Source organism: Comamonas sp. GW821-FHT11H03, from assembly GCF_058807955.1.
In genome coordinates, this window is sequence record NZ_JBXARF010000009.1 from 268,331 (window position 1) to 284,789 (window position 16,459).

General features: G+C 63.0%; 13 protein-coding genes. 7 read left to right on the forward strand and 6 right to left on the reverse strand.

Annotated features, from left to right (window positions below):
• Window positions 1-754: 754 nt before the first annotated feature.
• From AC1RTQ_RS19935 to gatC, 4 genes are all read right to left on the reverse strand, one after another.
• Complete coding sequence (locus AC1RTQ_RS19935; RefSeq protein WP_492878281.1) at window positions 755-1,447, reverse strand: excinuclease ABC subunit A; 693 nt, start codon at window positions 1,445-1,447, stop codon at window positions 755-757.
• A 128-nt stretch (window positions 1,448-1,575) separates the two neighbouring features.
• Window positions 1,576-3,033, reverse strand: coding sequence for an Asp-tRNA(Asn)/Glu-tRNA(Gln) amidotransferase subunit GatB (gene gatB / locus AC1RTQ_RS19940; protein WP_302092905.1), 1,458 nt, complete (start codon window positions 3,031-3,033; stop codon window positions 1,576-1,578).
• A 114-nt stretch (window positions 3,034-3,147) separates the two neighbouring features.
• Window positions 3,148-4,638, reverse strand: coding sequence for an Asp-tRNA(Asn)/Glu-tRNA(Gln) amidotransferase subunit GatA (gatA, locus tag AC1RTQ_RS19945; protein WP_492878283.1), 1,491 nt, complete (start codon window positions 4,636-4,638; stop codon window positions 3,148-3,150).
• Between the two features lie 21 nt (window positions 4,639-4,659).
• Complete coding sequence (gene gatC, locus AC1RTQ_RS19950) at window positions 4,660-4,959, reverse strand: Asp-tRNA(Asn)/Glu-tRNA(Gln) amidotransferase subunit GatC (RefSeq protein ID WP_003070403.1); 300 nt, start codon at window positions 4,957-4,959, stop codon at window positions 4,660-4,662.
• A 212-nt stretch (window positions 4,960-5,171) separates the two neighbouring features.
• Here gatC and AC1RTQ_RS19955 point away from each other — a divergent pair, with 212 nt between their 5' ends.
• The 4 genes from AC1RTQ_RS19955 (at window position 5,172) to mrdA (ending at window position 10,024) form a co-directional block, all read left to right on the forward strand.
• On the forward strand, window positions 5,172-6,215 hold the full coding sequence (locus AC1RTQ_RS19955) for a rod shape-determining protein (protein ID WP_003059473.1): 1,044 nt from the start codon (window positions 5,172-5,174) through the stop codon (window positions 6,213-6,215).
• Between the two features lie 165 nt (window positions 6,216-6,380).
• Window positions 6,381-7,397, forward strand: a complete 1,017-nt coding sequence (mreC, locus tag AC1RTQ_RS19960; protein WP_302092907.1) for a rod shape-determining protein MreC — start codon at window positions 6,381-6,383, stop codon at window positions 7,395-7,397.
• Window positions 7,394-7,912, forward strand: coding sequence for a rod shape-determining protein MreD (gene mreD, locus AC1RTQ_RS19965; protein WP_034357886.1), 519 nt, complete (start codon window positions 7,394-7,396; stop codon window positions 7,910-7,912). The genes mreC and mreD overlap by 4 nt, the downstream gene beginning before the upstream one ends.
• A gap of 159 nt (window positions 7,913-8,071) precedes the next feature.
• Entirely contained in the window at window positions 8,072-10,024 is a 1,953-nt protein-coding gene (gene mrdA / locus AC1RTQ_RS19970; RefSeq protein WP_492878286.1) for a penicillin-binding protein 2, read from the forward strand.
• Between the two features lie 49 nt (window positions 10,025-10,073).
• On the opposite strand, the gene AC1RTQ_RS19975 is transcribed toward mrdA, so the two are convergent.
• Together AC1RTQ_RS19975 and AC1RTQ_RS19980 are read right to left on the reverse strand one after the other, a co-directional pair.
• On the reverse strand, window positions 10,074-10,832 hold the full coding sequence (locus AC1RTQ_RS19975; protein ID WP_302092910.1) for a sulfite exporter TauE/SafE family protein: 759 nt from the start codon (window positions 10,830-10,832) through the stop codon (window positions 10,074-10,076).
• 574 nt (window positions 10,833-11,406) lie between these two features.
• Window positions 11,407-13,074 (reverse strand): GMC family oxidoreductase, encoded by a 1,668-nt coding sequence (locus AC1RTQ_RS19980; protein ID WP_492878289.1) that lies wholly within the window; start codon window positions 13,072-13,074, stop codon window positions 11,407-11,409.
• A 307-nt stretch (window positions 13,075-13,381) separates the two neighbouring features.
• On the opposite strand from AC1RTQ_RS19980, the gene AC1RTQ_RS19985 reads away from it, so the two are divergent.
• The 3 genes from AC1RTQ_RS19985 (at window position 13,382) to AC1RTQ_RS19995 (ending at window position 16,443) form a co-directional block, all read left to right on the forward strand.
• Complete coding sequence (locus tag AC1RTQ_RS19985; protein ID WP_492878291.1) at window positions 13,382-14,509, forward strand: MlaE family ABC transporter permease; 1,128 nt, start codon at window positions 13,382-13,384, stop codon at window positions 14,507-14,509.
• Between the two features lie 126 nt (window positions 14,510-14,635).
• Window positions 14,636-15,496, forward strand: coding sequence for an ABC transporter ATP-binding protein (locus AC1RTQ_RS19990; protein ID WP_409811643.1), 861 nt, complete (start codon window positions 14,636-14,638; stop codon window positions 15,494-15,496).
• Window positions 15,496-16,443, forward strand: a complete 948-nt coding sequence (locus AC1RTQ_RS19995) for an MlaD family protein (RefSeq protein ID WP_302092914.1) — start codon at window positions 15,496-15,498, stop codon at window positions 16,441-16,443. The genes AC1RTQ_RS19990 and AC1RTQ_RS19995 overlap by 1 nt, the downstream gene beginning before the upstream one ends.
• Window positions 16,444-16,459 lie beyond the last annotated feature (16 nt).

Below are 16,459 nucleotides of genomic sequence, written 5' to 3' on the forward strand. Positions count from 1 at the left end.
CTTCGCGTCTTCGACGCTCCGTTCAAACAGGTTGCCGCAGATTGGATGACGATGCAGTTGCACTCTGCGGTGCAATTGCCAACCCCAAGAACTTGCCGTCGCAGGCGTGGGCACAAGGGGCAATACCGGATACGGGATAGCTTCTTTAGAAAATTAATAGCTGCTACCGCAATACAGATAAGCGAAAGAAGCCAATTTCGTCATAACTCTCGCAGGCCGTCCGTACCCGCTTCCACCCGTGTGTTAGCGCCTGCGGCACGCGGGTCAGGCTGCGGGCAACGCTGCCGCAGGACAGCGTTGCATCGTCATCTGACTTGCGGCAACGTGTTTGAGCGGCGCGCGCAGCGCAAAGCGAGTTTTGCCGCACCGTAGACTGAATGGGGTGACGCAGGTTTGCCCGCAGCGCAGCGAAGGGACGCAGACAGTTGGGGCGTGTTCTTTTGCCTTCTTTGCTTGCACGAGCAAGAAAAGAAGGTCGCGTGCCGGGGCGAGACCCGGCCTCTGTCGTGTACGACGACGCCGAGGGAAATTTGAGAGCCGCTTGCGATTATGGTGATTGGGCTGGGGGCAGATTTTGCTTGAAGTCTCTGCTTCGGCGACATGCTTGATGAGTGGACTGAGGGCGGGCCTCGGCCCGCCATGCCGACCTACTTTCTGCTGCCGGTATGCCGGACCTCCTGAAAGTAGGCAAAGAGCAGCCCCTGCTGCCCCCGTTCCTTCGGCTGCGCCTGCGAGGGGAGCAGACACCTAACTATCACGCCCCCGGCAAAAAGTACCCCGCCTTGTGCTGATTCCGCGAACTGCTCACGCACAGCTTCAGTCGCGCCTCCATGTACTGCCGCACTTCCGAGCGGTCGCACATCTGCGCCAGGTCTTCCCAATACAGCAGGCTGGTGAAAGACGGCTTGGCAGGCTCAGCGGTATCGCCTTCGAGCACTTCTGCGGCGCGCGCAGGGGTGGGAACATAGACAGAGCCATTCACCGGGGCGTAGTGCTGCACCGGGCGGCCTGCGGCTTCTTCCTTGCGGCGCGAGGTCAGCACAAAGTAATGCTGGCGGGCGTCGGCCAGATGCGGTTTCCTGTCGGCGTCGAACACCTTGTCCAGGCGCTCCAGCCCTTTGGCCACATCGGCGGCGTAAGTCCAGTTGCTCAGGTATTTGGTCTCGATGAACAGAAAGACCTGGCGTGCGGGGTCTGAGATGAGCACATCGGCCAGCTTGCTGCGCAGGCGCTCGTGGCACAGGTAGGCGTGGGTGTCAAACGAGATATGCGGGCTTTGAATGCCCAGGTCTTCGCGGCCCGTGACTTCCTGGATGTAGCGGTTGAACTGGACGATGCGCTTGGCATAGCCGGCCGTGAATTCGTTGAAAAAGTAGCCGGCAAAGAACTTGGTGCAGAGGTTGCGTTCTTTTTCAGATTCGATGAGGGAAGCGTTCGAGAAGATCACTGAAATTTTCCTGAGCCGCGCGGCGCAGGGCATGGAGACGGCGGACCTGGATGTCCGGCAAGCAACAAGGCCGCAGGCATGTGCTGCCTGCGGCCTTGAACGGTGGGTTGGCGCCTGGAGTTGGCGGCTTAGGCCAGCTTGGCCTTGAGCAGCTCGTTGACCTGGCCGGGGTTGGCCTTGCCCTTGGAGGCCTTCATGACCTGGCCGACCAGGGCGTTGAAGGCCTTGTCCTTGCCGGCGCGGTATTGCTCCACGTTGGCGGGGTTGGCGGCGATGACCTCGTCGATGATGGCTTCCAGCGCGCCGGTGTCGTTGGACTGCTTGAGATCCTTGGCGTCGATCACGGCGTCCACATCGGAGCCTTCGCCGGTCCACAGGGCTTCAAACACCTGCTTGGCCGAGTTGTTGCTGATGACATTGCCGTGGATGCGGGCGATCAGGGTGCCCAGTTGTTCGGCGCTGACCTTGACCTGGTCCATGCCGATCTCTTCCATGTTCAGGCGGCGCGAGATCTCGCCCATGATCCAGTTGGACGCCAGCTTGGGCTGGCCGCAGGCCTTGGCGGCGGCTTCAAAGTAGGCGGCCATGGCCTGGCTTTGCGTCAGCGTGGTGGCGTCGTACTCGGGCAGGCCGTATTGCGCGACAAAGCGCGCGGCCATGGCGCGGGGCAGCTCGGGCATCTCGGCCTTGACTTGGCTTACCCATTCGGGCGCCACGACCAGCGGGGGCAGGTCGGGGTCGGGGAAGTAGCGGTAGTCGGCCGCGTCTTCCTTGGTGCGCATGGCGCGGGTCTCGCCCGTGTCGGGGTTGAACAGCACGGTGGCCTGCTGGATCTTGTGGCCGTCCTCGATCTGCTCGATCTGCCAGAGGATTTCGTAGTCGATGGCGATCTGCATGTTCCTGAACGAGTTCAGGTTCTTGATCTCGCGGCGTGTGCCCAGCGGCTGGCCGGGCTTGCGCACGGACACGTTGGCGTCACAGCGGAAGCTGCCTTCCTGCATGTTGCCGTCGCAGATGCCGATCCAGGTGACGATCTTGTGCAGCTCCTTGGCGTAGGCCACGGCTTCGGCGGTGGAGCGGATATCGGGCTCGGTCACGATTTCCAGCAGCGGCGTGCCGGCGCGGTTCAAATCGATGCCGGACTGGCCGATGAACTCGTCGTGCACGGACTTGCCGGCGTCTTCCTCCAGGTGGGCGCGCACCAGGCGCACGGTCTTGAGGACGTTGTTCTTGCCTTCTTCCAGATAGAAGCTGACTTCACCGCCTTGCACCACGGGGATCTCGAACTGGGAGATCTGGTAGCCCTTGGGCAGGTCGGGGTAGAAGTAGTTCTTGCGCGCAAAAATGCTGCGCGGCGCAATCGTCGAGCCCAGCGACAGGCCGAGCTTGATCGCGCATTCCACGGCTTTTTTGTTCATCACCGGCAGCGTGCCGGGCAGGGCCAGGTCCACGGCGCAGGCCTGGGTGTTGGGCTCGGCGCCGAAGGCGGTGCTGGCACGGCTGAAGATCTTGCTGTTGGTCGCCAGCTGGGTGTGGGTCTCGAAGCCGATGACGACTTCGTAGCCATTGATCAGTTTCACAGTCATTGTTCTGTGTGTCCTAACTGCTAAAAGAGAAGCTGCTTGCGCTTTGTTTGATTGGGTTTCAGGTTGTTTTGATGCTGAAAGTCAGTCAGTGCAAGCGCAAGCAGCTATTAATTTTTAAATGCCAACAGGGCTCTTCAGGTGGAAGTCGGTCGCTTGCTGGAAGCGGTGGGCCGCGTTCAGCAGCTTGGCTTCGCCGAAGTAGTTGCCGATCAGCTGCAGGCCCACGGGCATGCCGCCGTCGCCAAAGCCTGCGGGCAGGCTGAGGCCGGGCAGGCCGGCCAGCGATGCGGGCAGGGTGAAGATGTCGGCCAGATAGTTGCTCACGGGGTCGGCCTTGCCGCCAATCGCCCAGGCGGTTGTCGGCGCGGCCGCGCCGGCGATGACGTCGCAGTCCTTGAAGGCGGCCTGGAAGTCGTCGGCAATCATGCGGCGGATCTTCTGTGCCTGCAGGTAGTAGGCGTCGTAATAGCCTTCGGACAGCACATAGGCACCGATCATGATGCGGCGCTTGACCTCGTCGCCGAATCCTTCGGCGCGGGTCTTCTTATACATATCGTTGAGGTCTTCGTACCTGGCGGCGCGATGGCCGAACTTCACGCCGTCAAAGCGCGACAGATTGGACGAAGCCTCGGCCGGAGCCAGGATGTAGTACACGGGCACGGACAGCTCGGTACGCGGCAGGCTCACGGGAACCAGCTTGGCGCCCAGCTTTTCGTATTCCTTGAGCGCGGCGTCCACGGCTGCGCGGACATCGTCGGACAGGCCTTCGCCAAAGAACTCGGCGGGCACGCCGATGCGCAGGCCCTCGATCGAGTCACCCAGGCGGGAGCTGAAGTCCTCGGCGGGGTAGTCCAGGCTGGTGGAGTCGCGGTCCAGATCGGGGCCGCACATTTCGGACAGCAGCAGCGCGCAATCTTCGGCACTGCGGCCCATGGGGCCGGCCTGGTCCAGGCTGGAGGCAAAGGCGATCATGCCGTAGCGGCTGGCGCGGCCGTAGGTGGGCTTGATGCCGGTGATGCCGCAGAACGACGCGGGCTGGCGGATCGAGCCTCCGGTGTCGGTGCCAGTCACGGCCGGGGCCAGACGCGCGGCCACGGCGGCGGCCGAGCCGCCCGAGGAGCCGCCGGGCACGCGCTCGGTGTTCCAGGGGTTGCGCACGGGCTGTGCCGCGTCAAAGCCCACAGGGGGCACGGCCGAGTTCTCGTTGGCGCCGCCCATGGCGAATTCGTCACAGTTGAGCTTGCCCAGGGTGACCACGCCGGCATCGGCCAGCTTCTTCACCACGGTGGCGTCGAACGGCGAGCGATAGCCCTCCAGCATCTTGCTGGCGGCGGTGGTGGGAAAGTCCTTGGTGACGAAGATGTCCTTGTGCGCAATGGGCACGCCGGCCAGCTTGCCGCCCTTGCCTTCGGCGATCAGGGCGTCGGCCGCCTTGGCCTGGGCCAGGGTGGCGTCTTCATCGATGGCGACAAAAGCGCCCAGGTTCTGGTGCTGCTTGGCGCGGGCCAGGAAATGCTGGGCGGCTTCGGTGGCGGAGACCTGCTTGGCGCGCAGTTGCGCGGCCAGCTCGGCCACGCTCAATTGGTGGAGTTCGGTTTGGCTCATGTTTTTGTGTGTCCCGCGCGTTTATTCGATGACCTTGGGCACGAGGAAGTAACCCTTCTCGGCTGCAGGGGCGTTCTGCATGTTGGCGTCGCGGTTATTGCCTTCACTTACCAAATCGTCACGTAGCCGTAAGGCGACGTCCTGAATGGCTGCCACCGGATGTGACAGGGGGCTGACGCCCGAAGTATCCACAGCCTGCATTTTTTCGACGATGCCGAAAAAGTTGTTTAGTTGCGCGAGCATGCGCTTACTTTCGTCTTGCGACAGCTCAAGGCGGGCCAAGTTGGCGATGCGCGCAATGTCTTGATCGTTCAATGCCATAGAAATTATTTAACAGGGCCGCCGCGTGTAAAGCAGTGTTTCTAACCCTGACAGTAGAAGTTATTCACAGGGGATACGGTATTATCTCGGCTTTGCCGCAATACCTCCGTTCGGCTGGTCATTGTGCAAAAAATGCCCACTACCCAGACTCCATTACCTTACATCCCGGCGACGGCCAGCCGATGCGCACGCCGTGCCTGAGAGGACCTTGAATGTTCGGAGCTTTCCGTCGGTACTTCTCCACCGACCTTGCCATTGACCTTGGCACAGCTAACACCCTGATTTTCGCCCGAGACAAGGGCATTGTTCTGGACGAGCCTTCGGTGGTTGCGATTCGTCACGAAGGCGGCCCCCACGGCAAGAAGGTTATCCAGGCTGTCGGCCGCGAAGCCAAGGCCATGCTGGGCAAGGTGCCCGGCAACATCGAAGCCATCCGTCCCATGAAGGATGGCGTGATCGCCGACTTTGTGATCACCGAGCAGATGATCAAGCAGTTCATCAAGATGGTGCATCCGCGCTCGGTGCTCACGCCCAGCCCCCGCATCATCATCTGCGTGCCCTGCGGCTCCACCCAGGTCGAGCGCCGCGCCATCAAGGACGCCGCCGAAGCTGCGGGCGCCACGGCCGTGTACCTGATTGAAGAGCCCATGGCTGCCGGTATCGGCGCGGGCCTGCCCGTCTCCGAAGCCTCGGGCTCCATGGTGGTGGACATCGGCGGGGGCACGACCGAAGTGGGCGTGATCTCGCTGGGCGGCATGGTCTACAAGGGCTCGGTGCGCGTCGGTGGCGACAAGTTCGACGAGTCCATCATCAGCTATATCCGCCGCAACTACGGCATGCTGATCGGCGAGCCCACGGCAGAACTGATCAAGAAGCAGATCGGCTCGGCTTTCCCCGGCTCCGAAGTCAAGGAACTGGAAGTCAAGGGTCGCAACCTGTCCGAGGGCGTGCCGCGCAGCTTCACCATCTCTTCCAACGAAGTGCTGGAAGCGCTGACCGATCCGCTCAACCAGATCGTTTCCGCCGTGAAGAACGCGCTGGAGCAGACGCCTCCCGAGCTGGGTGCCGACATTGCCGAACGCGGCATGATGCTGACTGGTGGCGGCGCGCTGCTGCGCGACCTGGACCGTCTGCTGGCCGAAGAAACCGGTCTGCCCGTGCTGGTGGCCGAAGAGCCGCTGACCTGTGTGGTGCGCGGCTGCGGCATGGCGCTGGAGACCATGGATCGCCAGGGCAGCATCTTCACCAGCGATTAATCGCTGTGCAATGTGGTGTTTTGCGGCACGCGGCATAGTGCGCGTACCGCAGCCACTTCCATGAACAGGGCCTGAGTCCGTGATACGCCTGCTTACCGCGCTCTCTTTTTGCATTCCTTCTGATCAAGGAGGCCGTGCGCATGCTGCCATGCTGCGGGAACACGCATGAGCCTGGACACCCTGGACCACCGCGCCCCATCGCTGTTCAAGCAACAGGCATCGCGCACTTCCCAGCTTGCCCTCTACAGCGCCTTGGCGCTGTTTTTGATGGTGGCCGATGCGCGTTTCAAGATCACCACGCCAGTGCGCTCTGCCTTGTCGGTGGCGCTGTCGCCCGTGCAATGGGTGGTGGCCCAGCCGGTGCTGGCCTATCAGAACGCCAGCCGCTATGCCGAAGTGCAGCAGCAGGCCGTGGCCCGCGAGGATGCCGCGCGCAAGGAGCTGGTCGTCATGGCTCAGCGGGCCGAACTGGCCGATGAGCTGATCAAGGAGAACGAGCATCTGCGCTCCATGCTGGAGTTGCGTGAGCGCTCGTTGACGCCGGGCCAGGTGGCTGAAGTGGTCTATGACAGTCCCGACCCCTATACGCGCCGCGTGGTGATCGACAAGGGGCAGGCCGACGGGGTCGAGCCGGGCTCGCCCGTACTGGATGAAAAAGGCGTGGTCGGTCAGGTCACACGTGTCTACCCGACGCGCGCCGAGGTCACGCTGCTCATTGATCGCGATCAGGCCATTCCCGTTTTCAACCCGCGCACCGGTGCGCGCAGCGTTGCCTATGGCGATGCATCCTCGACCCGCGCCGGCGGGCTGGAGCTGCGCTTCATGCCCAGCAATGCAGATGTACAGGTGGGCGATTTGCTCACTACCAGCGGTATTGACGGGCTTTATCCCTTGGGTCTGCCTGTGGCCAAGGTGGTGACGGTGGACCGCCGTGCCGACTCTGCCTTCACCCGCATCTACTGCGAGCCCGTGGGCCGCGTGCAGGGCGTGCGCCATGTGATGGTGCTCAAGCCCCAGGGCCGGACCGAGCATCCCGAGGCTGCCAATATGCAGGCCCAGGTCGATGCCGGGAAGTCCGACCGCGCTGCCAAGGCACGTGGCAAGAAGGAAGCGGCCGCTGCCGAAAAGGAGAAGGCCGCCGCCGAGAAGGCGGGGACCAAGCCTGAAAAGGATCCCGCATGATCATGCCGCGCGGCCAGCAGCTGTTGCTGCCGGTCAATCCTCTGTTCATCGTCGTCACCCTGGTGATCGGCCTGGCTGTCAATATGCTTCCGCTGGGCCGCATCGTCTGGCTGCCGGACATGCTGCTGCTGCTGCTGGCCTTCTGGAGTTTGAACCAGCCGCAGCGCGTGGGTCTGGGCATCGCCTTTGCGCTGGGCCTGGTCATGGATGTGGACCGAGCCTCGCTGCTGGGCCAGCATGCGCTCGCCTACACCTTGCTGGTCTTCGTGACGGGCTGGATGAGTCGCCGCCTGCTCTGGTTCTCGAGCCCCGTGCAGGCCCTGCACCTGTTGCCGGTGTTTGCTGCGGCGCACGGCATTCAGGTACTGCTGCGTGTCGCGACGGGGGGGATCTTCCCCGGACTGGAGTTTCTGATCGCTCCGGTGATCGAGACCTTGCTGTGGCCTGTGGTTAGCGCTTTGCTGCTGGCGCCGCAGCGCCGCGCGCCGGACAGCGATGAAAACCGGCCTCTGTGAGATGCATTCCCTCTTGAGTCGCTTCGTGCTTTCCTGCCTCTTGCTTTGCGGGGCAGGACGGCAGCCTCGCTGCGGGGCGGCCTTGGCTCGCTGTCTTAAGGGTGAGGCACGCCGGTGGCGCAGCTCATGCGGGGCGGCTTTGTTTGCTGGTGTCGTCGCATGATGGAGATCCGTAATACCGAAGTCGAGCTGCAGCGCTTCCGGATGCGTGCAGTCGTCATGTGCTGCGTGGTATTTCTGGCGTTCTGTCTGCTGGTCTGGCGTCTGCTGGTGCTGCAGGTCGAGCGCCATGAGGAATTTGCCGAGCGGGCTGAGAGCAATCGCACGGCGGTGGTGCCCATCGTGCCCAACCGGGGCCAGATACTGGACCGCAACGGCGTGGTGCTGGCGACCAATTACTCGGCCTATACGCTGGAGATCACACGCTCCAAGGTCGAGGATCTGGACGAGACCATCGAGGGGCTGTCCGGGGTCATAGAGATCACGCCGCGCGACCGCCGCAAGTTCAAGCGGCTCATGGATGACTCCAAGAGCTTTGAGTCGATTCCGATCCGCTCGCGTCTGACCGATGAGGAAGTGGCCAAGTTCGCGGCTCAGCGTTATCGCTTTCCGGGCGTGGACATCAAGGCCCGCCTGTTCCGCACCTACCCGCTCAAGGAAACCGGCAGCCATTTGATCGGGTACATCGGTCGTATCAATCAAAGGGAAAAGGAAGAGATCGACGACTCCGACGATGCGGCCAACTACCGCGGCACCGAGGTCATGGGCAAGCTGGGGGCCGAAAAGAGCTATGAGCTGCAGCTGCACGGCCAGACCGGCTGGGAGGAAATGGAAACCTCGGCAGGCGGTCATGCGGTGCGCCGCCTGGGCAGTCGCCCTGCCACGCCGGGACACAGCCTGCAGTTGTCGGTGGACATCAAGCTGCAGAAGATGGTGGAAGACCTCTACGGCAATCGCCGCGGCGTGGCCATCGCCATGGACCCGCGCAACGGCGAGGTGCTGGCCATGGTCAGCAAGCCGACCTACGACCCGAATCTGTTTGTCGACGGTATCGACCAGGAGAGCTGGAAGGCACTCAACGAATCGCTGGACCGCCCTTTGCTCAACCGCTCCATGCGCGGCACCTACCCGGTGGGCTCGACCTACAAGCCCTTCATGGGCCTGGCGGGCCTGGAGACCGGCAAGCGCACGCCGGGCACGGTGATCCAGGATGGCGGCTCCTGGACGTTCGGTGGCCACACCTTCCGCTCCGGCCATGCGCTGGGCCCGGTGGATCTGGCGCGCGCCATCCAGCATTCCAGCAACGTCTATTTCTACACTCTGGCCAACGAGATGGGCGTGGATGCGATCCACGACTTCATGAAGCCGCTGGGCTTTGGCCAGATCACCGGCATCGATCTGCCCGGCGAGCTGCGCGGCGTGCTGCCCAGCAAGGAGTGGAAGCGCAAGACCTACAAGCGCGCCGCCCAGCAGCAGTGGTTTGCAGGCGAGACGATTTCTCTGGGTATCGGCCAGGGCTACAACAACTTCACCATCCTCCAGCTCTCGCATGCGCTGGCCACGCTGGTCAACAGTGGCATGAGCTTCACGCCCCATGTGGGCAAGGAGCTGATCGACTCCGTCACCGGCACGCGCACGGCCATTGTTCAGCCAGCGCCCGTCAACCTGGGCTACAAGCAGAGCAATGTCGATGCCGTCAAGCGTGGCATGGTCGGAGTGGTGACCGGTGGCACTGGGCGTGGCGTATTTGGCAGTGCCAGCTATCTGTCCGGTGGCAAGACCGGCACGGCCCAGGCCGTGAGCGTGGGCCAGAAGGAAAAGTACAACGCTGCGCGTCTGGCCGAGTATCAGCGCGACCATTCGCTCTATATCGCCTACGGTCCGGCCGAAGCGCCCAGGATTGCCGTGGCCGTGATTGTGGAGAATGCCGGCTTCGGTGCGGCGGCGGCCGCACCTATCGCACGCCGCATCCTGGACTATTGGCTGGTGGGCAACTATCCCAGTGAGGCGGATATTGCTGCCGTGCGCCAGGGCAAGGCAGGCCCGCCGATCGGCACACCGCGCCGTGTGGAAGATATCTCGGTGCTGTCCGACGACGAAACAGCACCTTGATAAATTGATAGCGGCTGACGCTTTTAACGCAGGGGCTTAACGCAAAGGCTTAACGCAAAAAAGCGTCGTAACCTGTCTTCAGAATCAGCAGGCTGACCACGCCGATGAAAATCGTGCGTACAAAGCCCGTTCCGTGGCGCAAGGCCATCCAGGTGCCCAGCATGCTGCCCAGCACGTTGGCCACGGCCAGCGGGATGGCAAAGTGCCACCAGACATGGCCCTTGAGGGTGAACAGCAGCAGTGCTGCGGCGTTGGAGGCCAGATTCAGCAGCTTGGCGCTGGCCGAGGCGTTGAGGAAGTCATAGCCCAGCAGGCGCACGAACAGGAACACGAAGAAGCTGCCTGTGCCCGGGCCGAAGAAGCCGTCGTAGAAGCCGATCAGCAGGCCGATGGTGCTGGCGGTCAACATCTCGGTGCGGCCCGCCAGGCGCGGCTCGTGGTCGCGGCCCAGCTCTTTTTTGGCCAGGGTATAGCCCAGCACGCCCAGCAGGATGAAGGGCAGCAGCTTGCGCAGAAAATCGGGCGAGATCAACGTGACGGCCCAGGCTCCGAGAAAAGCGCCCACCAGCGTCGTGCCGATGGCGGGCACCAGCGTGGCCCAGGTGATATGCACGCGCTTGCTGTACTGCCAGGCGGAAATGGCCGTGCCCCAGACGGCGGCGCTCTTGTTGGTGCCAAACAGCGTGGCGGGCGTGGTGGTGGGGAAGGCGGCAAACATGGCCGGCACCAGAATCAGTCCGCCGCCTCCCACGATGGCGTCAACAAACCCGGCCAGGGCCGAGGCGAGGGAAACAAGAATCCATTCCATGGAGTAAATGCCTGCAATTGGTGCATGCCGTGAGCAGCGCCCGTTGCCGCTGGGGCGGCGCTGCCGGAGGCGGGATGAAGAAGCCAGGGGAGAGCGGGCGTGCATGCCCGAAGATGGCGCCGGCATTGTCGCACTGCTGCCTCAAGCTTGTGCGCAGGCATAAAAAAAGCGCCCCCTGAGGGGCGCTTTTGAACGCATCTTTGATGCTTTTATATGTATTGGTCTGGTTGTGTCGAGTTGTCTCCTCGGCCCTCCATGCTGCTTCGTGGAGCAGCGAGAGTGACGAGAATGTAAGGGCTGCACCTGTGTGGTGCATTGGGGAATTCCCTTGGGTTATATCAAAAACGTCTGACAAATGAATCAGAAAGTTTCGTGACATCCTTATGAGTTTTGCGATATTTCAAAAACAATAGCGTCATATGCTTATAAGTAAAAGATCTCTGAGGGCTTTGATTCATAGGGCATGACGCCGCTCGGGATTCTTCCGCTAGTACAGACTTTGCGCTCCAGAGCGAATTTCAGGCGCTGACGGGCTTGCCGTAGTGAATCGCTCGGCTTTTTGAGAGGCCGTTTTTCAGGTCGCGTCACGAATCCACTGCGCCGCCTTCTCGGCCATCATCAGCGTCGGGCTGTTGGTATTGCCGCTGGTGATGGTGGGCATGGCGCCGGCATCGACCACGCGCAGGCCTTGCACGCCTCTCACCTTGAAACGGCTGTCCAGGACCGCCATCGGGTCGTCGGCTCGCCCCATCTTGGTGGTGCCCACGGGGTGGAAGATGGTGGTGGCGATATCGCCGGCCAGACGCGCCAGCTCCTCGTCGCTCTGGTATTGAGCACCGGGCTTGAACTCTTCGGGTTGGAAGCGTGCAAGTGCCGGCTGGCTGACGATGCGCCGCGTGACGCGCAGGCTGTCTGCCGCCACCTGCCGGTCTTCTGCCGTAGACAGGTAATGGGGTGCGATGGCAGGCGCCTGGTGGAAATCCGCGCTTTGCAGTTGCACCGTGCCGCGGCTGCTGGGGTTGAGGTTGCAGACGCTGGCGGTGAAGGCGGCAAAGTCGTGCAGCGGCTCGCCAAAGGCATCCAGCGACAGCGGTTGCACGTGATACTCCAGGTTGGGGTGGGCCAACGCCGGATTGCTGCGTGTAAAGGCCCCGAGTTGAGAGGGTGCCATGCTCATGGGGCCGCTGCGCTTGAGTGCGTATTCCAGGGCGATGGCCGCCTTGCCCCAGAGACTGCCGGCCATGGTGTTGAGCGTCTTGGCGTTCTGCACCTTGTAGACCGAGCGGATTTGCAGGTGGTCCTGCAGATTGGCGCCCACGCCGGGCAGATCGCGGCGCACGGCTACGGCATGGCGGTGCAGCAATTCGCCGGGGCCTATGCCCGACAGCTGCAGGATATGCGGCGAGTTGACCGCACCCGCGCAGAGCAGCACTTCGCGCCCGGCCTGCACGGTCACCATCTCCTCTCCGGTCCAGACTTCGGCGCCGGTGCAGCGCTGGCTGCCGTCCGGCAGATCTTCCAGAAGCAGCCGGCGCACCTGGGCGCGGGTCCACATCTCGAAGTTGGGGCGGCCGTAGCAGGTGGGACGCAGAAATGCCTTGGCCGTGTTCCAGCGCAGACCTGACTTCTGATTGACTTCAAAATAGCCCACGCCCTCGTTGCAGCCGCGGTTGAAGTCATCGGTGGCCGGAATGCCGGCCTGCTGCGCGGCCTGGGCAAAGGCGTCGAGTATGTCCCAGTGCAGACGCTGCTTCTCCACCCGCCATTCGCCGCTGCCGCCTGTGCTTTTGCTGCCATGCAGGCGCTTGAATTCCTCGCTGGCGCTGCCTCCGGCGTCGAGACGCCAATGGTCCTCGTGCTGCCGGAAGGCCGGCAGCACCTGCTCCCAGCGCCAGGTGTCGTCGCCGGTCAGCTCGGCCCATTGCTCGTAGTCGCGGGACTGGCCGCGCATATAGATCATTCCGTTGATGCTGGAGCAGCCGCCCAGTGTCTTGCCGCGCGGGTAGCGAAGGCTGCGGCCGTTGAGCCCGGGGTCGGGTTCGGTCTGGTAGCGCCAGTCGGTGCGCGGGTTGCCTATGCAATAGAGATAGCCCACAGGGATATGGATCCAGTGGTAGTCATCCTTGCCGCCTGCTTCGATCAGCAGAACCCGGTGATTCTTGTTGCGGGTGAGGCGGTTGCACAGCAGCGAACCTGCTGTGCCGCCGCCGATGACGATGTAGTCGAACTGGGTGTCACTCATGGGAAGATCAAAAGGCCGGCCAGGCACAGAGGCCAGAGCATTGGGCAGTCATGGGCAAAAAGGCTGGTTCATTAGGTGTGATGAGCTTGCTGGTGTCGATAGGGAAAGCGCTCGCATACTCCTGTTTTGGAAGCTGTCGGCGCAGTGCTGGTTTTGACTTTCGCGGGTTTTTGATAAAAATTGCAACGCTATCATTGCGTGGCATGCGGCAGCGGCCTACGTGCTGCGCTTGGCATGTTCCTCACTGGGCGCGTTATGCTGGCCCCAGTGGCCAGCCCGTCTCCCTCATGTCCTAGGAAGCTTTTCTTTGCCCAGCTCAGACCAACTACCTCAATGCCCGCTGCAGTCCCGCGAAGGTCAGCAATGGGCCGTGCCTGTGGGCCGCTGGAGTGCTGCCGAGCTGGGCGACCGTCATATCTGGCGTCAGCTGGCGCCGCAGATCAGGGCGGTGCCCAAGGGCGTGGCCTGGGATTTGCAGCAGATGGTCTGGTTCGACCATATCGGTGCGCAGTTGCTGTGGGAGCAATGGGGCAAGGCCTGGCCGGCCCAGTTGCTGACGACCAAGAACCAGCGCTCCATGCTGGAGCGTGTGGCCAGGTTCAGCGAAGTGCCCAAGCCCAAGTCCGAGCCTTCGGGATGGATGTGCGAGGTCAATCGACTGGGTCAGATGGTGATCGACGCCTGCGGGCACTTTTCCAACTTGATTCAACTGGTCGGTCAGTTGCTGCTGGACTGCCTGCGGCTGCTGCGCAATCCGTTTCGTGGCCCCTGGCGCGATATTTCAGGCCACCTCTATGCGACGGGGGCGACTGCCTTGCCGATCACGGCACTGGTCGGCTTTCTGATCGGCGTGGTGCTGGCCTATCTGATGGCGCTGCAGCTGCGCCAGTTCGGGGCCGAGTCCTTTATCGTCAACATTCTTGGCATTTCTCTGATCCGCGAGCTGGGGCCGCTGCTGGCGGCGATTCTGGTGGCAGGACGCAGCGGCTCGGCCATTACGGCGCAGATCGGCGTGATGCGTGTGACCGAAGAGCTCGACGCCATGCAGGTCATGGGCATCTCACAGGGCTACCGGCTGGTGCTGCCGCGTGCGCTGGCGCTGGCCGTGTCCATGCCGCTGGTGGCTTTGTGGACCATTCTTGCGGCACTGGCTGGCGGCATGGTCGCGGCGGACCTGACCATGGACATCACGCCGTCTTACTTCATTCAAAGCCTGCCTGCGGCCGTAAAGATCGGCAATCTGGTGCTGGCCATGGGCAAGTCCGTGGTGTTTGGCGTGTTGATTGCCCTGATCGGCTGCCATTGGGGCCTGAAGGTAGAGCCCAATACCCAGAGTCTGGGGCGCGGCACCACGGCGGCGGTGGTGTCATCCATCACCATGGTCATCATCGTGGATGCCATCTTTGCCATCCTCTTCAGAAACGTGGGCTTTTAGGATGAACTACCCCCTGTGCGGCTTCGCCGCTTCCCCTCAAGGGGACGACACCTTCGCTGCGGGGCGGCCCTTGCTCGGCGTCTCTGGCTTGGGTCGCGCCAGCCTCGCGCGGCGGGGGGCACGCAAATGACAGAGGTGATGCAGAACCGTCGTATCGAGGGCGCCGTGGGCGACTACGCGCCGCCGCAGGATGTGAAGCCCTTGGTGCAGGCGGTGGACCTGTGGACCGAATTTGGCGAAGGCGCGTCGCGCTTTGCCGTGCACCAAGACTTGAACTTCGATGTCTACCCGGGCGAGATTCTGGCCCTGGTGGGCGGCTCCGGCACGGGCAAGACGGTGCTGCTGCGCCAGATCCTGGGGCTGCTCTCGCCATCGCGCGGTACGGTGACCGTGGATGGCAGGCCCTCGCGCGAGGTCATCAGCGGGGAGCTGGCGGCGAGTCAGGTGGGCATGCTGTTCCAGCAGGGCGCGCTGTATTCGGCCTTCAACGTGCTGGACAACATCGCGTTTGCGCTGCGTGAGCAGGGCACCTTGCCCGATGCCGTGGTGCGCGATGCGGCCATGGTCAAGCTGCAGATGGTGGGCCTCAAGCCCGAGCATGCCTCGCGCATGCCTGCAGATCTGTCGGGCGGCATGATCAAGCGCGTGGCGCTGGCACGTGCACTGATGATGGATCCGCCGCTGCTGCTGCTGGACGAACCCACAGCGGGACTGGACCCCAAGGGCTCGGACGAGTTCTGCGAGCTGCTGCGCGATATCCATGCCGAGCTGGGCCTGACCGTGATCATGGTCACCCACGATCTGGATACGCTGTTTGCACTGTCCACACGAGTGGCCGTGCTGGCCGAGAAAAGAGTGCTGTTCACCGGAGCCCCGCGCGATGTGGCCCGGATCAAGCACCCGTTTATCGAACATTTCTTCCAGGGAGAGCGTGGCCGCCGTGCCATGGCCCCGGTGCAAGGCGGCATGGCCGCAGAGGAAAGCTGATGGAAAACAAGTCCCATGCCATGGCTGCCGGCATCTTCGTGCTGGTGGTTGCGGCCCTGCTGGCTGGGCTGGCCGTCTGGCTGACGCGTGACAACCGCGAATACCAGCTCTATGAAATGTCCACCAAGGACGGCGTCAGCGGCCTGCAGCCCCAGGCCACGGTGCGCTACAAGGGCGTGCCCGTGGGCAAGGTGGTGCGCATCGGTTTTGACCCGCAGATTGCCGGCAATGTGCTGATTCGCATTGCCGTGGGCGAGGACACGCCGGTCACGCAGGCCACCTACGCCCAGCTTGGCTATCAAGGGGTGACGGGGTTGGCCCATATCCAGCTCGACGATGACAGCAAGTCTTCGCAACCGCTCAAACCCGGGCCCAGCGGCCTGCCGCGCCTGACCATGAAGTCGTCGCCGCTGAACATGCTGGCCGACCAGGGGCCGGTGCTGCTGGAGCGGGTTGACGAAATTTCACGCCGCCTCAATGCCATGCTGGATGAGGACAACCAGAAGCGGGTGAGCGTGGCGCTCGACAATATCGCTGCCGCATCCGGCGGGATCAAGGACCTGGCCGAGACCATGAACAAGACGGCCAAGGACTTTCCGCAGATCACGGCAGATGCGCACCAGACCCTGCAGTCCCTTACCAAGGCAGGCAATGCCGCCACGGGCGTGGCGACTGATCTGCAACAGACCGTGCGCAAGGTCAATGCCCCCGACGGCCCGCTGCAGCAGATTGCCGAGGGCACGCAGGCTCTGTCGCAGGCGGCCGAGTCGTTGGGACGCAGCACCCTGCCGCGCATGAACGGCGCGGCCGACGATGTCTCGCGCGCGGCGCGCAGCATGGGCGCTGCTGCGGGCCGCTTCAATGACAACCCGCAGTCCGTCATCTACGGTCAGGGCCTGGGCCTGCCAGGCCCCGGCGAGCCCGGTTTTGTGGCTCCGGCCAAGTGAATCGGCAACAAGGACG